General features: G+C 62.3%; 11 protein-coding genes. 4 read left to right on the top strand and 7 right to left on the bottom strand.

Annotation, left to right across the window (positions count from 1 at the left end):
* Positions 1-623: 623 nt before the first annotated feature.
* Entirely contained in the window at positions 624-1,814 is a 1,191-nt protein-coding gene (locus tag GGU46_RS10520; RefSeq protein ID WP_183403458.1) for a lactonase family protein, read from the top strand.
* Between the two features lie 391 nt (positions 1,815-2,205).
* Here the strand turns inward: GGU46_RS10520 and GGU46_RS10515 are convergent, their stop codons facing one another.
* The 3 genes from GGU46_RS10515 to pta form a co-directional block, all read right to left on the bottom strand.
* On the bottom strand, positions 2,206-3,414 hold the full coding sequence (locus tag GGU46_RS10515) for an acetate/propionate family kinase (protein ID WP_183403457.1): 1,209 nt from the start codon (positions 3,412-3,414) through the stop codon (positions 2,206-2,208).
* Between the two features lie 270 nt (positions 3,415-3,684).
* The gene (locus GGU46_RS10510; RefSeq protein WP_183403456.1) at positions 3,685-4,623 is read right to left on the bottom strand and encodes a DUF808 domain-containing protein; all 939 of its coding nucleotides are present in this window, start codon (positions 4,621-4,623) and stop codon (positions 3,685-3,687) included.
* A 141-nt stretch (positions 4,624-4,764) separates the two neighbouring features.
* Positions 4,765-6,855, bottom strand: coding sequence for a phosphate acetyltransferase (gene pta / locus GGU46_RS10505; RefSeq protein ID WP_183403455.1), 2,091 nt, complete (start codon positions 6,853-6,855; stop codon positions 4,765-4,767).
* 546 nt (positions 6,856-7,401) lie between these two features.
* On the opposite strand from pta, the gene GGU46_RS22135 reads away from it, so the two are divergent.
* Positions 7,402-8,877 (top strand): DNA/RNA non-specific endonuclease, encoded by a 1,476-nt coding sequence (locus GGU46_RS22135; protein ID WP_183403454.1) that lies wholly within the window; start codon positions 7,402-7,404, stop codon positions 8,875-8,877.
* Positions 8,878-9,058: 181 nt separating this feature from the next.
* Here the strand turns inward: GGU46_RS22135 and GGU46_RS10495 are convergent, their stop codons facing one another.
* The gene (locus GGU46_RS10495; RefSeq protein WP_183403453.1) at positions 9,059-9,838 is read right to left on the bottom strand and encodes an MBL fold metallo-hydrolase; all 780 of its coding nucleotides are present in this window, start codon (positions 9,836-9,838) and stop codon (positions 9,059-9,061) included.
* A 330-nt stretch (positions 9,839-10,168) separates the two neighbouring features.
* Between GGU46_RS10495 and GGU46_RS10490 the strand changes: the two genes are divergently transcribed.
* Complete coding sequence (locus tag GGU46_RS10490; RefSeq protein ID WP_183403452.1) at positions 10,169-11,332, top strand: MFS transporter; 1,164 nt, start codon at positions 10,169-10,171, stop codon at positions 11,330-11,332.
* Between the two features lie 96 nt (positions 11,333-11,428).
* A complete protein-coding gene (locus GGU46_RS10485) occupies positions 11,429-12,514 on the top strand; it encodes an AI-2E family transporter (protein WP_183403451.1) in 1,086 nt (361 codons plus the stop codon).
* Between the two features lie 99 nt (positions 12,515-12,613).
* Here the strand turns inward: GGU46_RS10485 and GGU46_RS22450 are convergent, their stop codons facing one another.
* From GGU46_RS22450 to GGU46_RS10470, 3 genes are all read right to left on the bottom strand, one after another.
* Positions 12,614-13,507 (bottom strand): nuclease A inhibitor family protein, encoded by an 894-nt coding sequence (locus tag GGU46_RS22450; protein ID WP_183403450.1) that lies wholly within the window; start codon positions 13,505-13,507, stop codon positions 12,614-12,616.
* A 160-nt stretch (positions 13,508-13,667) separates the two neighbouring features.
* The gene (gene greA / locus GGU46_RS10475) at positions 13,668-14,141 is read right to left on the bottom strand and encodes a transcription elongation factor GreA (RefSeq protein ID WP_045688540.1); all 474 of its coding nucleotides are present in this window, start codon (positions 14,139-14,141) and stop codon (positions 13,668-13,670) included.
* A 537-nt stretch (positions 14,142-14,678) separates the two neighbouring features.
* Positions 14,679-15,626 carry an NAD(P)-dependent oxidoreductase gene (locus tag GGU46_RS10470; protein ID WP_246398810.1) on the bottom strand — a complete coding sequence of 316 codons (948 nt, stop codon included), beginning with the start codon at positions 15,624-15,626 and terminating at the stop codon, positions 14,679-14,681.
* Between the last annotated feature and the right edge of the window lie 135 nt (positions 15,627-15,761).

The raw sequence follows: 15,761 nt of genomic DNA, 5'->3' as shown, positions 1-15,761 counted from the left end.
ACGAACACACACCCGCCAGCCACGTCACTTGGCTGCTATTGGCCAACATCACCTTGGGCCTGAACCGATGCCGCTGATTCCCCAACACCCTCTAAACAGCAAATATTCCCCCCTTACCGCAGTACGAAAACCTTCCCGTTGATGTATTAGCTAACCAACTTCATCATGCTTCTCCACAAGTTAGAGCTAGCGCATTGGCTGCGTTGGGGGCTAAAGTATCGGACCATACCAGCGGATATATAGCCGATACTGTCAGGGACGAATACAATAAAAAAAAGCCGTGGTTTGGATTTATTACAATAGCCTGGGTTGGTGTTGTTGTCTTACTAGAAAATGGCAATGAAACAACCTATGCAACAGCTAAACAACTCGTTGATGAATGGGAGGCCGATGAAAAAGCGCACTTCATCAACTGGCTGAATGATTACCTAGATTACGTACAAATATTAAACGGATGATTTTTCTTGGACAATGCAATCAAGTGGATACACCAACCTAGCTTAACAACTACCACACCCAGGGCCAGCAACTTCTGGCATTACTGCCGTTCTTTCGGTGGTGTTCACGTATCCGTATCGGGCCCTGTCTGCCGGCTTTTCTTTCCGCCTCCCTACCCCTCCGCTATGTCCCAACCCTTCCGTAACCGTCGTAACTTCCTGTTGACCCTGGGCGCCGGGCTGGGGGGTAGCGCCCTGCTGGCCGCCTGCGCCCGCACGGCCCGGAGCAGCGCTGCCACCAGCTACCTGGTGTACGTGGGCACCTACGGCCCCCCGGACCAGGAAAACATTGTGCTCTACCGCCTCACGCCCGCCACCGGAGCCCTCACGCGGGTAACCGGGGCCAAGGGTGGCGTGGCCCCGTCCTTCCTGACCGTAGATAAGGACCGCCGCACCCTCTACGCCGTAAACGAGATAGATAATTTCCAGAACACGCCCAACGGCGGCGTCAGCGCGTTTGCCATTGACCCCAGAACCGGCGGCCTCACGCTGCTGGGCCAGCAGGCCTCGGGCGGCACCATTCCGTGCTACATCAGTCTGGATAAGCAGGGCCGGCACGCCCTGGTGGCCAACTACGGCAACGGCACCGTGGCCGCCCTACCCCTCGGGGAGGGCGGAACCCTCCGGGCCGCCTCGTCGGTGGACCAGCACCAGGGCCTCGGCCCCCACAAAAACCAGGCAAACGCCCGCGCCCACTGCATTCTGCCCGACCCCGGCGGCCAGCACCTGTTCGCCGTGGATTTGGGCAATGACACCGTGTACGGCTACACCCTGGATGCGGCCGGCCAGCTGCAGGCCCTGGCCGAGCCGGCGTTCCGGGCCAAGCCGGGTGCGGGGCCGCGCATCCTCACCTTCCACCCCAGCAAGCCCTGGGCCTACCTTATCAACGAGCTGGACTCCACGATGACGGCCCTGGCCTACGACCCCGGCCGGGGCACCTTCCGGGAAATCCAGACCCTGACCACCCTGCCCGCCGGCTTTACCGAGTGGAATGCCTGCGCCCACGTGCACGTATCGCCCAACGGCCGCTTCCTCTACGGCTCCAACCGTGGCCACAACAGCCTGGTGGTGTATGCCATTGACCCCAGCAGCGGCCGCCTTGCGCTGGTTGAGCACGTAATGCTCCCCGGCAAAACCCCGCGCAGCTTCACCTTCGACCCCAGCGGGCGGGTAGTGCTGGTAGCCCACCAGCAGTCCGATACCATTGTGACCTACTTCGCCGATGCCCGCACCGGCCGCCTCCGCCCCACCGGCGCCAGCGTAGCCCTCCCGGCCCCCGTGTGCCTGCAGGTGTACCCCGATTTTCTGCGCGACTAGTACGGGCGCTTAGGCTGTGTGGATAGTAACAGCACTAAGTACTTCGGGGCTCTTTAGGTCGTCATGCTAAGCTTGTCGAAGCATCTCTACCGAACAGTTTCGTCCGAACGAAGCGGTAGAGATGCTTCGACAAGCTCAGCATGACGATCTTTTTAGTTGCTGTCCACAGACCCTAGCTCCGATGCCCGCGCGTCGGGTGGGCCGCTCGGCTGTCATTCCGAGCCAAGCGAGGAATCTGGGTCTGACTATAGAGGCTAACCCAGATTCCTCGCTTGGCTCGGAATGACAGCCGTGTCATCCTCGTGCAAGGCCCCGACAACGCCATTCCGGTCCGAAGCAGCCTACCCCTCCCGGTGACGATAAAGCAGGCCAAAGCCCCCCGGTTAACCGCCTACCTTACCTTTACCAGCAGCGCGGCGCACTGGCGGGCAATTTCCAGCTCCTCGTTGGTGGGCACCACCAGCACCTTCACGCGGGAGCCCGCCCGGCTGATTTCCCGGATACCGGGGCGGCGCTGCTGGTTTTCGGCCTCATCCAACTCCAGGCCCAGGAACTCCAGCCCCTGGCAGGCTTTCTGGCGCACCAGGGCGTCGTTTTCACCCACTCCCGCCGTGAACACCACCGCATCCAGGCCCTCCAGCACGGCCGCGTAGGCCCCCACGTACTTGCGGATGCGGTAGGCGTAGAGGTCGTAGGCCAGGCGGGCGCGGGCGTCGCCTTGCTCCAGGGCTTTCGTGATGTCGCGCATATCACTGAGGCCCGTGAGGCCCAGCATGCCGCTTTCCTTGTTCAGGAGGTGGCTGATTTGCTCGGCCGAATAGCCCAGCTGGCCCATCAGGTGCAGGACCACCGAGGGGTCCAGGTCGCCGGTGCGGGTGCCCATTACCAGGCCGGCCAGGGGCCCGAAGCCCATGCTGGTATCGAGGCAGCGGCCGGCGCGCACGGCGGCGGCGCTGCAGCCGTTGCCCAGGTGCAGGGTAATCAGGCGGGCATCGGGGCGGCCGAGGTAGGTAGCGGCCTGCTGGGCTACGTACTGGTGGCTGGTGCCGTGGAAGCCGTACACCCGGATGCGCTCCTCGGTGTAAAGCCGCTCGGGCAGGGCGTAGCGGAAGGCGTGCTCGGGCAGGGTCTGGTGAAACGCCGTGTCGAACACCGCTACCTGCCGGGCCTGGGGGAAGATGCGCTCGGCCACCTCAATGCCCAGCAGGTTGGCCGGGTTGTGCAGCGGAGCCAGGGCAAACAGCCGCCGGATTTCGGCCTTCACGTCGGGGCTTGTTTCGGTGGTAGCCGCGAAGGTTTCGCCGCCGTGCACCACCCGGTGCCCCACCACCTCCACCTCCGCCGGGTCGCGCAGCACCCCTTGCTCCGCATCCGTCAGCAGGGCCACCACCTCGCGCAGACCGGCCTCGTGGTCGGGCAGGGCCAGGGTCCGGCGGGTTTCCCGGGGCGCATCCGCGGCGGTAAACACGTTGTGGGTGATGGTGGCATTGGGGTAGCCGATGCGCTCCACCAGGCCGCTGCACAGCGGCTGCCGGGCCGGCCAGCCGAACAGCTGGTACTTGATGGAGGAGCTACCGGAGTTAACAACGAATATGTTCATGGCGGAGGAAGAGCGGCGGAAAGTCCACCAAAGAAAACAATGAAGCTGTTTGGAAAGTCTAGAACGTCATGCTGAGCGCAGTCGAAGCATCTCTACCGCTTCGTCAGGCTCGTTCAACGAAGCGGTAGAGATGCTTCGACTGCGCTCAGCATGACGTTCTGATACCTGTCGCTGACTCTCTAAACAGCTTCAATGCTACCAGGCGGCCTGGGCAGTAGCCCAAAAGGGGGGTTTGCGTCGGGCTGAGCTTGCGGCGCACTGTCCTCACCCCTAGGCGGTGTGCGCCTCCGTTTTCTTGGGCAATACTTTCTTCACGAGCCGAACCACCTGGTCAATAAAGAAGCCCAGAATGAGGCCGCCAATACCGCAGGCCAGCACCTTCGCCAGCCAGGCCACGGCCGGCACACTGGCCAAAGCCTGCTCTAAGTCCTGGAGCAGATGATGGATGAACGGGATGCCGTGGGCAATGATTTCGGCGCCTACCCAGAGCATGGCCGCCGTGCCTACGTAGCTCAGAATCCGCAGGAAGTGGGGCATGAATTTCACGATGCCGCGCCCGAATTTGCGCGTGGCGGAGCCAAACTTCTCCCCGGCCAGGTGCAGGCCAATGTCATCGGCCTTCACCAGCAGCCCCACGAAGCCATACACGGCCACGGTAATAAAAACCGCCACGGCCAGCATCACCAGGATCTGGTTTACCAGTGGCTGGCCGGTTACCTGGCTGTAAGCAATGGCCATAATTTCGGCCGACAGAATAATATCGGTCCGGACGGCGCCGGCCACCCGCTCCTGCTCCAGCTCTTCGGGGGTAATGGCTTTTACCTGCTCACTTTCAGCATCTACCTCTGGGTGGCTGCTGAACATGGAATGCACCTTCTCGTAGCCCTCAAAGCACAGATAGGCCCCGCCTACCATCAGAATCGGGGTAATGGCCCAGGGCGCAAAGTAGCCCAGCACCAGCGCCGCCGGACTTAAAATCAGGAGCTTGTTGATCAGGGATTTTTTGGCAATCTGGTAGATAATGGACAGCTCCCGGGAGGGGTCCAGACCGACCACGTATTTGGGCGTAACGGCCGTATCGTCAATCACAATGCCCGAAACCTTGCTGGTGGTTTTGGCCACCTGGGTGGGAACATCGTCGAGGCTGGCGGCGCTGACTTTTACCAGGGCCGAAATATCATCTAGTAAAGCAAAGAGTCCGGAAGGCATAGGGCAGATTGGGTGCGCTGGTTCTGTTGTTCGTGAGAAAGGTGGTACTTGTATTCTGGGGCCAAATCAGGCGGCAAGCTACGGCAAAGCAAACGAGGTAGCTGCATTTTCCGCCACTCCGCTTCCTGCAAGCTCCGCGCCCTACCCCTGCTGGCTCTGAATGGCCGTGATAACAACCGTGTTGTACACGTCGTCCACGGTGCAGCCGCGGCTCAGGTCGTTGACGGGCTTGTTGAGGCCCTGCAGCACCGGCCCGATGGCCAGGGCCCCGGTTTCGCGCTGCACGGCTTTGTAGGTGTTGTTACCGGTGTTCAGGTCGGGAAAGATGAGCACACTGGCCTGGCCGGCCACCTCGGAGTCGGGCAGTTTCTGGCGGCCCACGATGGGGTCCACGGCGGCGTCGTACTGAATGGGGCCGTCCACTTTCAGGTCGGGGCGCTTCTGGCGGACCAGCTCCGTGGCCTGGCGCACCTTCTCCACATCGGCCCCCGCCCCCGACGTGCCCGAGGAGTACGACAGCATGGCAATGCGCGGCTCAATGCCGAAGGCCTGGCTGCTCTCGGCCGAGGAAATGGCAATTTCCGCGAGCTGCTCGGCCGTAGGGTTGGGGTTCACGGCGCAGTCGCCGAACACGGCTACGCGGTCCGGGAGGCACATAAAGAACACCGACGACACCACCGACACGCCCGGCTTGGTTTTGATGAACTGCAGGGCCGGCCGGATGGTGTGCTGGGTGGTGTGCACCGCCCCCGATACCATACCGTCGGCGTGGCCCTGGTGCACCATCATGCTCCCGAAGTACGACACGTCGCGCATCATGTCCCGGGCCATGTCTTCGTTCACGCCCTTGCTGCGGCGCAGCTCATAGAAGGCCTGCACGTAGCCGGGGTAGTAATCGGAGTTTACCGGGTCCAGCACCTGCAGATGCTCGCCTACCGGCAGGTGCAGGCCCAACCGTTTCGCCGACGCTGCTACCTCCTGGGGGTTGCCGAGGATGGTCAGGTCCACGATATCCTGGTGCAGCAGCAAAGCGGCGGCGCGCAGAATCCGGTCGTCGTTGCCTTCGGGCAATACAATGTGCTGGCGCTTCCGCTTGGCCCACTGCAGCAGCCGGTACTGGAACATGTGGGGCGTGATGCCCTCGGGCTGGTAGCTCACCATGCGCTCCTGCAGGGCCCGCACATCCACGTAGCGCTCAAAGGTTTGGATGGCCAGCTGAATCTTCTGCGGATTGTCGGGCGAGATGCGCGACTTGATGGCTCCTACCCTCGTGCTCGTCTCGAAGGTGCCGGTGGGCACGGCCAGAATGGGCACTACGGTTTGCAGGCCTTCAATGAGGCGGCGCACTGGTTCCTCCGGCTCCGAGCCAGCCGTGAGCACCAGGCCCGCCACCCGGGGGTAGCTGGCCGAGAGGTTAGCCTGCAGCGCCCCAATGATGATGTCGCCCCGGTCGCCGGGGGTTACAATCAGCACGTTCTCCTTGAGGTAATTCAGAAAGTTGGGCAGCTGCATGGCCCCAATCACGTAGTTATCCACCTGGTTGCCCAGCTCCGCCTCGCCCAGCAGCAGCTTGCCGCCCAGCCCCTCGTGAATCTCGCGCATGGTGGGGTGGAGCAGGTTACTATCTTCCGGAATGACAGCCAGCAGCACTTCCTGGGGCAGCTGGGTGCGCAGCAGCTCGCGCACATCTTCCACTTGCTCGGGCCGCACGCGGTTGGCCACGGCCGCCAGCACCTGCACCTCGCGGGCCTCAAAGCTGCGCAGCACCGTGAGCACCGTGCTGACCACCTGGGCCGTGGTTTTGCCCTCGCCCGACACCACGATAATCACGGGTACGCCCAGGTTTTTGGCAATGGAAACGTTGGCATCGAACTCAAAGGCCGCGCCAGGCCCCACAAAGTCGCTGCCCTCTACCACCGTGAAGTCGTACTGCTCCTCCAGCTGCTTGTACTTGTGGATGACGGTGTCAATCAGCTCGCCCTGGGCGTCGGCTTCCAGCAGGCGCAGGGCTTCGGGGCGGGTGTAGGCAAAGGTATCTTCGTAGGCCAGCGGGAGCTTGAAGTAGCTGAGCACGGTAGCAATGTGCGGGTCCTGGGGCTGGTCGCCGGCAATGATGGGCTTGAAGTAGCCCACCCGCTGGGCCTGGCCCAGCAGCAGGTTCACCAGGCCCAGGGCCAGCACCGATTTGCCGCTGTAGGGCTCGGCGGAAGCAATAAAGACGGTTTTGGTCATACCGAAACGGAGGTAGAGGCCCGACGGCCTGAGAGGTGCCAACGGGCGTTTTCGGGAGAGAGTGGAGCTAGTGCCTACGCAGGCGGCCCGTACAAGGATAAGGCTCTTTGCTAAAGTGGGGGTAGCATTAGCACTGGCCGTACCCCTCTGGCGGCAGACTTCTCGCCTTCGGCGAGGCGTCTGCCCGCCGGTAAATCAGGCAAGTCTCCCGACTTGCGGCCGCGCAGCGGCCAGCTCGCGTTAGGTTTGTCCGGGCCTTTTGAAGTAGTGGGCTGCTTTGTGAATAGCTATACGACGCTTGCTGCTTGAACACTTACAGAGGTGAGGCGGGACAGGCAACTCCAGATGCCCCCTAACGGCGCGGGCGCGGGATGGCCGCCTCCGGCCGCCACAAGTCAGGAGACTTGCCTGATTTACCGGCGGGCAGACGCCTCGCCGAAGGCGAGAAGTCTGCCGCCAGGGGAGACTGCCAGTACCTACCAAAGGCTACACCTGGCCATCTATGCCTGGTTCTGCTACCTTCGCCGGGCAGACTTACTTTCTTTTATGCGCCGCTTCTCCCTTCCTCTGGTTTCCGGCCTGCTGCTCAGCCTCACGGCCCTGGGCTGCTCGCAAAACTCCCGTGAAACTTCCCGCCCTACCGCACCTACTGCCGATACGCCGCCCGCCATTCCGCTGGAAACCGGCGCAACGACGGTGGCCCAAGGCACCGGCCGCTTCCCCGAAACGTTTGAGGATGCCGACAAAGGCGCCTATGCCACCGCCGACGAAACCCTGACTACCGGTTCCTGGCATTTCGAAGATGCCCTCATCGGCTCTTCGGAGGAAGACCACAAAAACGGCCAGCACGCCGCCCGTCTGCGCGGCCAGGGCCGCCTGCGCATGAACTTCGACGCGCCTCGCGGGGTGCAAACCATCCGTATCAAAAGCGCCGCCTACGGCAACGACCCGGCCAGCACCTGGGAGCTGTGGGGCAGCGTGGACGGGGGCCGCAGCTTCCGTCGCATCGGGCAGCCCGTGCAGGTGCAGGGCCCGCGCCTGCTCACGACTACGTTTCAGGGCGGGGCAGCCGGTAGCCTGCGCCTGGAAATCAGAAAGACCGACGGGGGCAAGGGCCGCCTGAACATTGATGACATTGCCCTGGAAATGGGCAGCGGCGCGGCGGCTTCGGGCGGTTCCGTTGCCACCACTCCTACCCCCGCCCCAGCACCCAAGCCCTCCGGCAGCCCCACACCGGTGGGTGGTAGTCCGCAAGCCGGGCAGCGCGACGACAATCTGGCGCTAGGCAACCCCAGCGGGGCCACGGCCAACGTGAACATGCCCACCAACTATCTGCTGGTAAAGCCCCAGTTCACCATCGGCTACAACGCCCAGCGCGGCACGCCTACCTGGGTGAGCTGGCACCTGAGCCGGGCCTGGATGGGCGAGGCCCCGCGCCAGGACGACTTCCGCCCCGACCCCGCCCTACCCCGCCAGTTCTACCAGGTCACGCGCAATTCCTACTCGGGCTCCGGCTTCGACAAAGGCCACAACTGCCCCTCCGCCGACCGCACCACCGACCTCGACGACAACTCGGCTACCTTCCTGATGACCAACATGATTCCGCAGGCCGGCAACAACAACCAGCGCACCTGGAGCAGCCTGGAAGAGTGGACCCGCGACCAAGTGCGCCAGGGCCAGGAGGCGTACGTGCTAATGGGCAGCTACGGCAAGGGCGGCACCGGCCAGAACGGCAAGATGACCACCATCGACCAGGGCCGCGTGACGGTGCCGGCCCGCATCTGGAAGGTGCTCGTGATTCTGCCCGAAGGCACCAACGACCTGCAGCGCATTGCCGCCGGCCAGGCCCGCATCGTGGCCGTGGATACGCCCAACGACCAGTCCGTGAGCCCCGACTGGAGCCGCTACCGCGTGAGCGTGGACGCCATTGAAGCCGCCTCCGGCCTGGACCTGCTCAGCAAGTTACCCCTGGCCGCGCAGGAGCAACTGGAGTCGCGGGTAGATGCCGGCCCCGTGCGCTAGGCCACCCTACCCCTCTCATTCAAGTAAAGCGAGGTCATCTGAGCGGGGTGCTGAAACTGCTTCTAACCAGCTCCCAGGAAGTTTTACTTAGCCTGACGCGGCGGCGGTGGCCTGGGTACCTACCAACACGTCCGGCCAGGCAGATGCCTGGCCGGACGTGTTGGTAGGTACTCCTGGGGCGTTACTTGGCCGCTGGGTACCAGTTACGCAGCCGCACGTCGATTTTCTTATTGCCTGTGTTTACGGCTTTCTTGAAATTATCTACGTCGCTGAGGCCATTCTGGCCCCGGTAGTGGTAGGGGTACACAATGCCGGGCTTGAAGGCCAGCACGCCCTGAGCGGCCTGCTGCACGTCCATGGTGTAGGGCAGATTCATGCACACAAAGGCCACGTCGATATTCTTGAGGGCGCGCATTTCGGCAATGTCTTCGGTATCGCCGGACAGGTACACGTTTTTGCCACCCAGGGTCAGCACGTAGCCGTTGCCCCGGCCTTTGGGGTGCATGGCATCGGGGGCTTCGGGCAGGTTATACATCGGAATAGCCGACACCCGCATGCCCAGCGTATCGAGTTGCTGACCATTGCCGAGGATGCGGACCTGCGCTTTGTACTCGGCCGGAAGCTTTTCCGCTACGGCGTTGGGCACCACCAGCAGAGCCTTACCCACCGGGAGGCCAGCCAGTGTTTTCGGGTCCATATGGTCGCCGTGGATGTCGGTAATCAGGACCACATCGGGCGCGGCCAGCCCGGCATAGGCCTCGGCGCCGCCGTAGGGGTCAACGTAAATCGTTTTTCCGTTCCAGGTAAATACCACGCTGCCGTGCGTGATGGGCTGCACCGTGAGGGGGCCTTGTTTGGTCGCAATCTGGTCGGCAGCTGCCCGCGGTGCGGTAGCAGTTTGGGCTTGCGCCTGCAGGGCAAAAGCCGCCAGCACGGCCGTAAGCATAAGAGTTGACTTCATTCGTTTCTGTGGCTGTGGGTTGGGTAGTGAAGGTCCGGCTTTCCGAGGAGTCTGGCGCCACCGTGGAGGTTTGTGGCACCTCCTCCATAACTTGATTCTCCGGCATAAGTTTAAGGTGGTAGCCTACCCGTTCAGGGTTAACTTGCAGCCCAGCGCGCCGTAGAACCTGCGCTTCCCATGCCGCCAGATAAGCTGTTCCGGCCGCTTTTCCGAACCTTTGCCCCGGCGCGCCCCCCCCACGCGCTTGGTCATTCCGCCAGAAACTCCCACCCATCTTGCCCTTTTCCGGGCCCAGATGGGTGTTTTTTTGCCCCTCCTACAGCTCTCTTTATGCTGACCTCGTCTCCTTCTACTAGCTTACGCCATCCTCGGCGTACCTACCGCATAGCCGTTAGCGCTACCTTTCTGCTGCAGGGGCTGTGCTTTTCCACCTGGGCGGCGCGCATCCCCACGGTACAGCAGCAGCTGGGCCTTTCGGATACCGAGCTGGGTGGGGTGCTGCTGGCCGTGCCGGTGGGCTCTATGGCGTCGTTGCCGCTCTCGGGGTGGTTGGTGGCCCGCTACGGCAGCCGGCAGCTGACCTTGCTGGGCCTGTTTTTGTACGCCGCCTTCCTACCCCTGCTGGGCCTGGCAACCTCCGTGCCGGTGCTGCTGGGCGCCCTGGTGTTGTTCGGGCTGGCCAGCAACATGGCCAACATCAGCATCAACACCCAGGCCGTGGGCGTGGAGGCCCTGTACGGCAAGTCCATCATGGCCCGGTTCCATGGGCTCTGGAGCCTGGCGGGCTTTGCCGGGGCCGCCATCGGCTCCTTTATGATTTCGCACGCCATTGCGCCCCTACCCCATTTTCTGCTGATAGCGGCCGTGGTAATAGGCGGTTTGCTCATTGCCCGGCCTTTCCTGCTGCCCGCCGATGCCCCGCGGGAAGCCAACGCCCCCATCTTCGTGCTGCCCGATAAGTCGCTGCTGCTGCTGGGGGTGCTGGCCTTTTGCTCCCTGCTCTGCGAGGGCACCATGTTCGACTGGAGCGGGGTGTATTTCCGCAAGGTGGTACAGGCCGATAAGGACCTGGTAGGGGTAGGCTTTGCCGCTTTCATGAGCACCATGGCCGCCGGCCGCTTTGTGGCCGACTGGTTCACCGACCGCTTCGGCCGACAGCGCACGCTGGTGCTGAGCGGCTTGCTGGAAGCACTGGGGCTGGCGCTGGCCGTGCTGCTGCCCGGCGTGGTGCCGGCCACCGTGGGGTTCATGCTGGTGGGCCTGGGGGTTTCGTCGGTGGTGCCGCTGGTGTACGGGGCGGCGGGCCGGTCTAAAACTATGTCGCCGGGAGTGGCGCTGGCAGCGGTTTCTACAGTGGGTTTCGCGGGGTTTCTGCTGGGGCCGCCGGTTATTGGCCTCGTGGCCGGGGCTACCAGCCTGCGCGTGTCGTTTGGCCTCATTGCCCTGATGGGGCTGGCCGTGGCCGGGTTGGCGCGCCGGGCTGAGGTAGAGTAAAATCGGGGGCTGCTGTCGGGCTTATATAGTGCGCTGCCACTATACGCCACAACCCAAATCCGTACTTTGCCGCTGCTTTCTTTGCTTGCTGCTGCCATGCCTCCTACCCCTACCCCCGACACCAACATTTACACCCCGCGCCAGCAGTACGTGCTCCTGATTGTGTGCCTGGTGGGCATTAGTACGCTGATTCTAATAGGACTGGGCAGCTACATCACGGCGTTTCTGGGGGCGGGTATTCTGTTCGTGGTGTTTCGGCCGTGGTTTGTGGGACTGGTGCACCGGCGGGGCTGGAGCCGGCAGCTCGTCGCGGTGGGGCTGCTGGTGTTTGCCTTCGTGGTGATTATCCTGCCCTTCATGGCCCTGAGTTTGATGCTGGTGGACCGCATCCGCTTCTACGGTCAGGATACCAGTCAGATTATGGCCGTGCTGCACAAAATCGAGCAGAAAACCGGCTACACCTTCACCAACGAGCAAAGCGTCCGGACGCTGTTACAGCAGGCCGTCAGCTGGCTAAGCCAGCGGCTGCCGTCTCTGGCCAGTGGGCTGCTGCACTTCACGGTTATCATTGGCCTGATGCTGTTTACGCTGTACTTCATGTTCATCCAGGAGGCCAGCTTTCTGCGCGGATTGCGGCGCTACCTTCCCTTCCGCCCCAGCACCCTGCACGAGCTCGGCGACTCCCTGAAAAACAACGTGAATGCCAACGTGCTCGGCCAGGCCCTCATTGCGCTGGTTCAGGCCATCCTGACGGGCGTAACGCTGCGGATTTTCGGCGTGCCAGATTCTACCTTCTGGGGGGTGGTGGCCTTCTTTATGGCGTTTATTCCGGTGCTGGGCACGCCGCTGGTGTGGGGCCCGGCCGCCATCATCAAGCTGGCCCAGAACCAAACCACCCAGGGCGTGGGCATTCTGCTGGTCGGCGTTATCGTCATCATGAACATCGACAACCTGCTGCGCATCCTGCTGGCCCGGCGCATCGGCGACATTCACCCCTTGATTACCCTGGCCGGGGTAGTACTAGGCGTCAACATTTTCGGTATTCTGGGGCTGGTACTGGGCCCGCTGCTGCTCTCCTACTTCATCGTGCTCATCAAGGTATTTGAGCGCGAAAACCGCATCCGCCAGCGCCTGCGCTCCGGCAAGCCCGAGCAGGATTTGCTACCCCCGGCCAGTGGCTAAGGCTTCCTGCCGGAAACTCCTACCCCTATACGTACGTGAAACGGTCAGCTTTGCGGGCAAAGCCGACCGTTTCACGTAATGCGCGTGATGCTGCTGAGCTTAGGTTTCCGTCAGGACGGTTTTGAAGCCGGCCAGCTTGCCGCCTTCGGCTTCGCCGAGCACCAGCACGGGTACCTGCGGGCCACTGCCGAAACGGTACACCTGCACCTCGTTCAGCTCCTGCTTCAGGTACATCTGCAGGGCCTTGAAGCGGTTAGCCAGTTCGGCATTACCAAGCACGCCCTCGTCGGCGGTGTGGTTACGCAGGAAGTAGGTTAGCTCCTGCTTTTCTACCGTGGTGCCCGCCGGTACGCCAGCCAGTTGGGCCAGGGCGGCATCCGTGAGGCCACCGGCCGGAGCCGTGTAGCTCACCGGCTCCAGCGCCGCCTCCGATTCGCTCATAAACACCAGTCCTTGAGTCAGTTGCTGCAGTTGGCTTAGGGTGGCATCGTTGCCGTTGGCGGCAGGGGTAGCAGCCGCGCTGGCCTCGGTGGTTTCGCGGCCGCCTTTGCTGTCCTGAGGCGCCAGCGTAGCGGCAGCGGCTGTAGTCGTTTCGGCGGCCGGCACCTGCGCCGAAATGGCGGCGGCCAGCTCTTTCATGCGCGCCTCGGCCACCTTAATTTTAGGGTTGGCGAAGTTCATGTCCGACACGCTGTTCATCGGAATCAGATGAATGTGCGCGTGCGGCACTTCCAGCCCGATAACGGCTACCCCAATGCGGCGGCACGGCACGGCCGCGCGCACGCCTTTGGCCACGCGCTGGGCAAACTGGTGTAAGGCGGCCAGCTCCGTTGGCGGCAAATCAAAAATGTAGTCGGTTTCCTTCTTCGGAATAACCAGCGTGTGGCCTTCCACCAGGGGCGTGATGTCCAGAAACGCCAAATGGTGGTCGTCCTCGGCTACCTTGTACGCGGGCAGCTCGCCGGAAACGATGCGGGAGAAAATGGAAGGCATGGGCTTGAGGAAGTAACGGAGTAGCTGAGTAAAAAGACACGGTAGCCAGCCGAAGCTGAGCTCCTATGGCGGCAAAGTACGGGGCAAAACGCAAAAGGGCGAAGCTAGTGCTTCGCCCTCTCCAACTATACGCAGTTGCTCAGCTGCTCAGCTACTCTTTCTAGCGGCTGATTTCCAGAATCTGGAACTGCAGCTTGCCGGCCGGCACGGTAATTTCGGCCGTGTCGCCGGCCGATTTGCCCAGCAGCCCTTTGCCAATCGGCGACTTCACCGAGATTTTGCCGGCGGCCAGGTTGGCTTCTTCCTCGGCCACCAGGGTATAGTCGAGGACCATGTTATTTTTCAGGTTCTTCAGCTTCACTTTGCTCATGATGAGCACCTTGCTGGTATCCAGATTCGACTCGTCGAGCAGACGGGCGTTGCCTACAATTTCTTCCAGCTTGGAGATTTTCAGTTCGAGCAGGCCCTGAGCTTCCTTGGCCGCGTCGTACTCAGCATTTTCGCTCAGGTCGCCTTTGTCACGGGCTTCGCGCAGGTCGTCGGCTGCTTTGGCCCGGCCGCGGATTTTCAGGTCCTGAAGCTCATCTTTCAGCTTCTGAAGACCTTCCGGAGTGTAATAGTTGATAGTAGCCATGGTGGGGTGATGTAAGCTCAAAAAACAAGGAGAACGGCCAGCGCGGCTGGCCGTTCTCCCCGAACAGGTTTAGGCAAATATACGAAACCTTGGGAAAAACAGGTGAGGCCGTAAGGAGGTGAAGAGGTGATGAAGTAAATGGAGATGAGGTGAAGAGGTGATAGACGGACTGGCGGCAGACTTCTGGCCGGAGGCCAGGCGTCTGCCCGCCGAGAAATGGGGCAAGTCTCCCGACTTGCGGCCGCGCAGCGGCCATCCCGCGTCTGCGCCGTTGGGTTCATTTGGGTGGCGCTCGCCTGACAGGAGTGCTTGAATATAAAAAAGGCAGCCGGCGCGATATGCGCATGTTGGCTGCCTTTGTGCTTTGAAGAGGGGGTAGCAAGTTGGGCTGGTGGCACGAACGGCGCAGACGCGGGATGGCCGCCGTTGGCGGCCGCAAGTCGGGAGACTTGCCCCATTTCTCGGCGGGCAGACGCCTGGCCTCCGGCCAGAAGTCTGCCGCCAGTCCGTCTATCACCTCTTCACCCCATCACCTCTTCATCCCACCAAAAACTCGCGCAGCTTACGGGCCAGCACCTGATTGATGCGCTCATAGCTCTGGAAGCTCCAGCCGCCTACATGCGGCGAAAGCACCACGTTGGGGGCGGCGCGCAGGTACTCGAAGCGGGCTTGCTGCTCGGGACTTAGGGTAGCCAGCTTTTCGTTTTCGAGCACATCCAGGGCGGCGCCGCGCAGCTGGCCGGTTTGCAGGCGCTGCACCAGGGCCGCGTGGTCAAGCACTTCGCCGCGGGCCGTGTTCAGCAACCACAACGCGTTGCCAAAACCCGCCAAAAACTCCTCGTTTACGAAGTGGTGGTTGGCCGGCGAATAGGGAACATGAATGCTCAGCACCTCGGCCCGCGCCTGCAGCTCCGCCAGACTCACGAGGGTAGCGTGGTGGTTGGCCTCACAAGCTGGGTCGTGGTCGTAGGCCAGCACCGTACAATCAAAGGCCTGCAGGCGCTTGGCAAAGGCCTTGCCCATGTGCCCGTAGCCCAGCAGCCCAATCGTTTTGCCCCCCACTTCTTCGCCCCGGTTGGCCTCCCGCTTCCACTCCCCGGCGCGTACCTCCCGGTCGGCGCGCACGATGTTACGGAACAAGGCCAGCAATAGCCCCACGGCGTACTCCCCCACCGCGTCGCGGTTGCCTTCCGGCGCATTGAGCAGCGTTACGCCCGCCGCAGCCAGGGCTTCTTCATCAATATTATCAACTCCGGCCCCGGCCCGGCACACGTAGCGCAGTTGAGGCGCCTGGGCCAGTAGCCCGGCCGTTACGCGCACTTTGGAGCGCACAATCAGCCCATCGTACGGGTGCGCGGCCAGAGCCGCCGGCACTTCGGCGGCTTTCAGGTCGGGGCGGTAATGGAGTTCTACCCCCAGCGGCTGTAGCAGTTCGGGCAGGTTGGGGTGCATTTCGTCGATGACGAGGCAGAGGGAGGGTTTCAATTAAGAATTAAGAATTAAAAAATTAGAAATTGGGTTTTGCACCTTATCCGTCAACGTGTTGGTTGAGTAGGCTACCGACACCTCTGCTTCTTTAAAATTCCATGCGGTAGCGTTAACCGTTATACGGGAGCCAGT

Origin of the sequence: Hymenobacter latericoloratus, assembly GCF_014199535.1 — a bacterium.
Taxonomy (GTDB): Bacteria; Bacteroidota; Bacteroidia; order Cytophagales; family Hymenobacteraceae; genus Hymenobacter; species Hymenobacter latericoloratus.
This window is presented reverse-complemented; position numbering and strand designations above follow the sequence as displayed.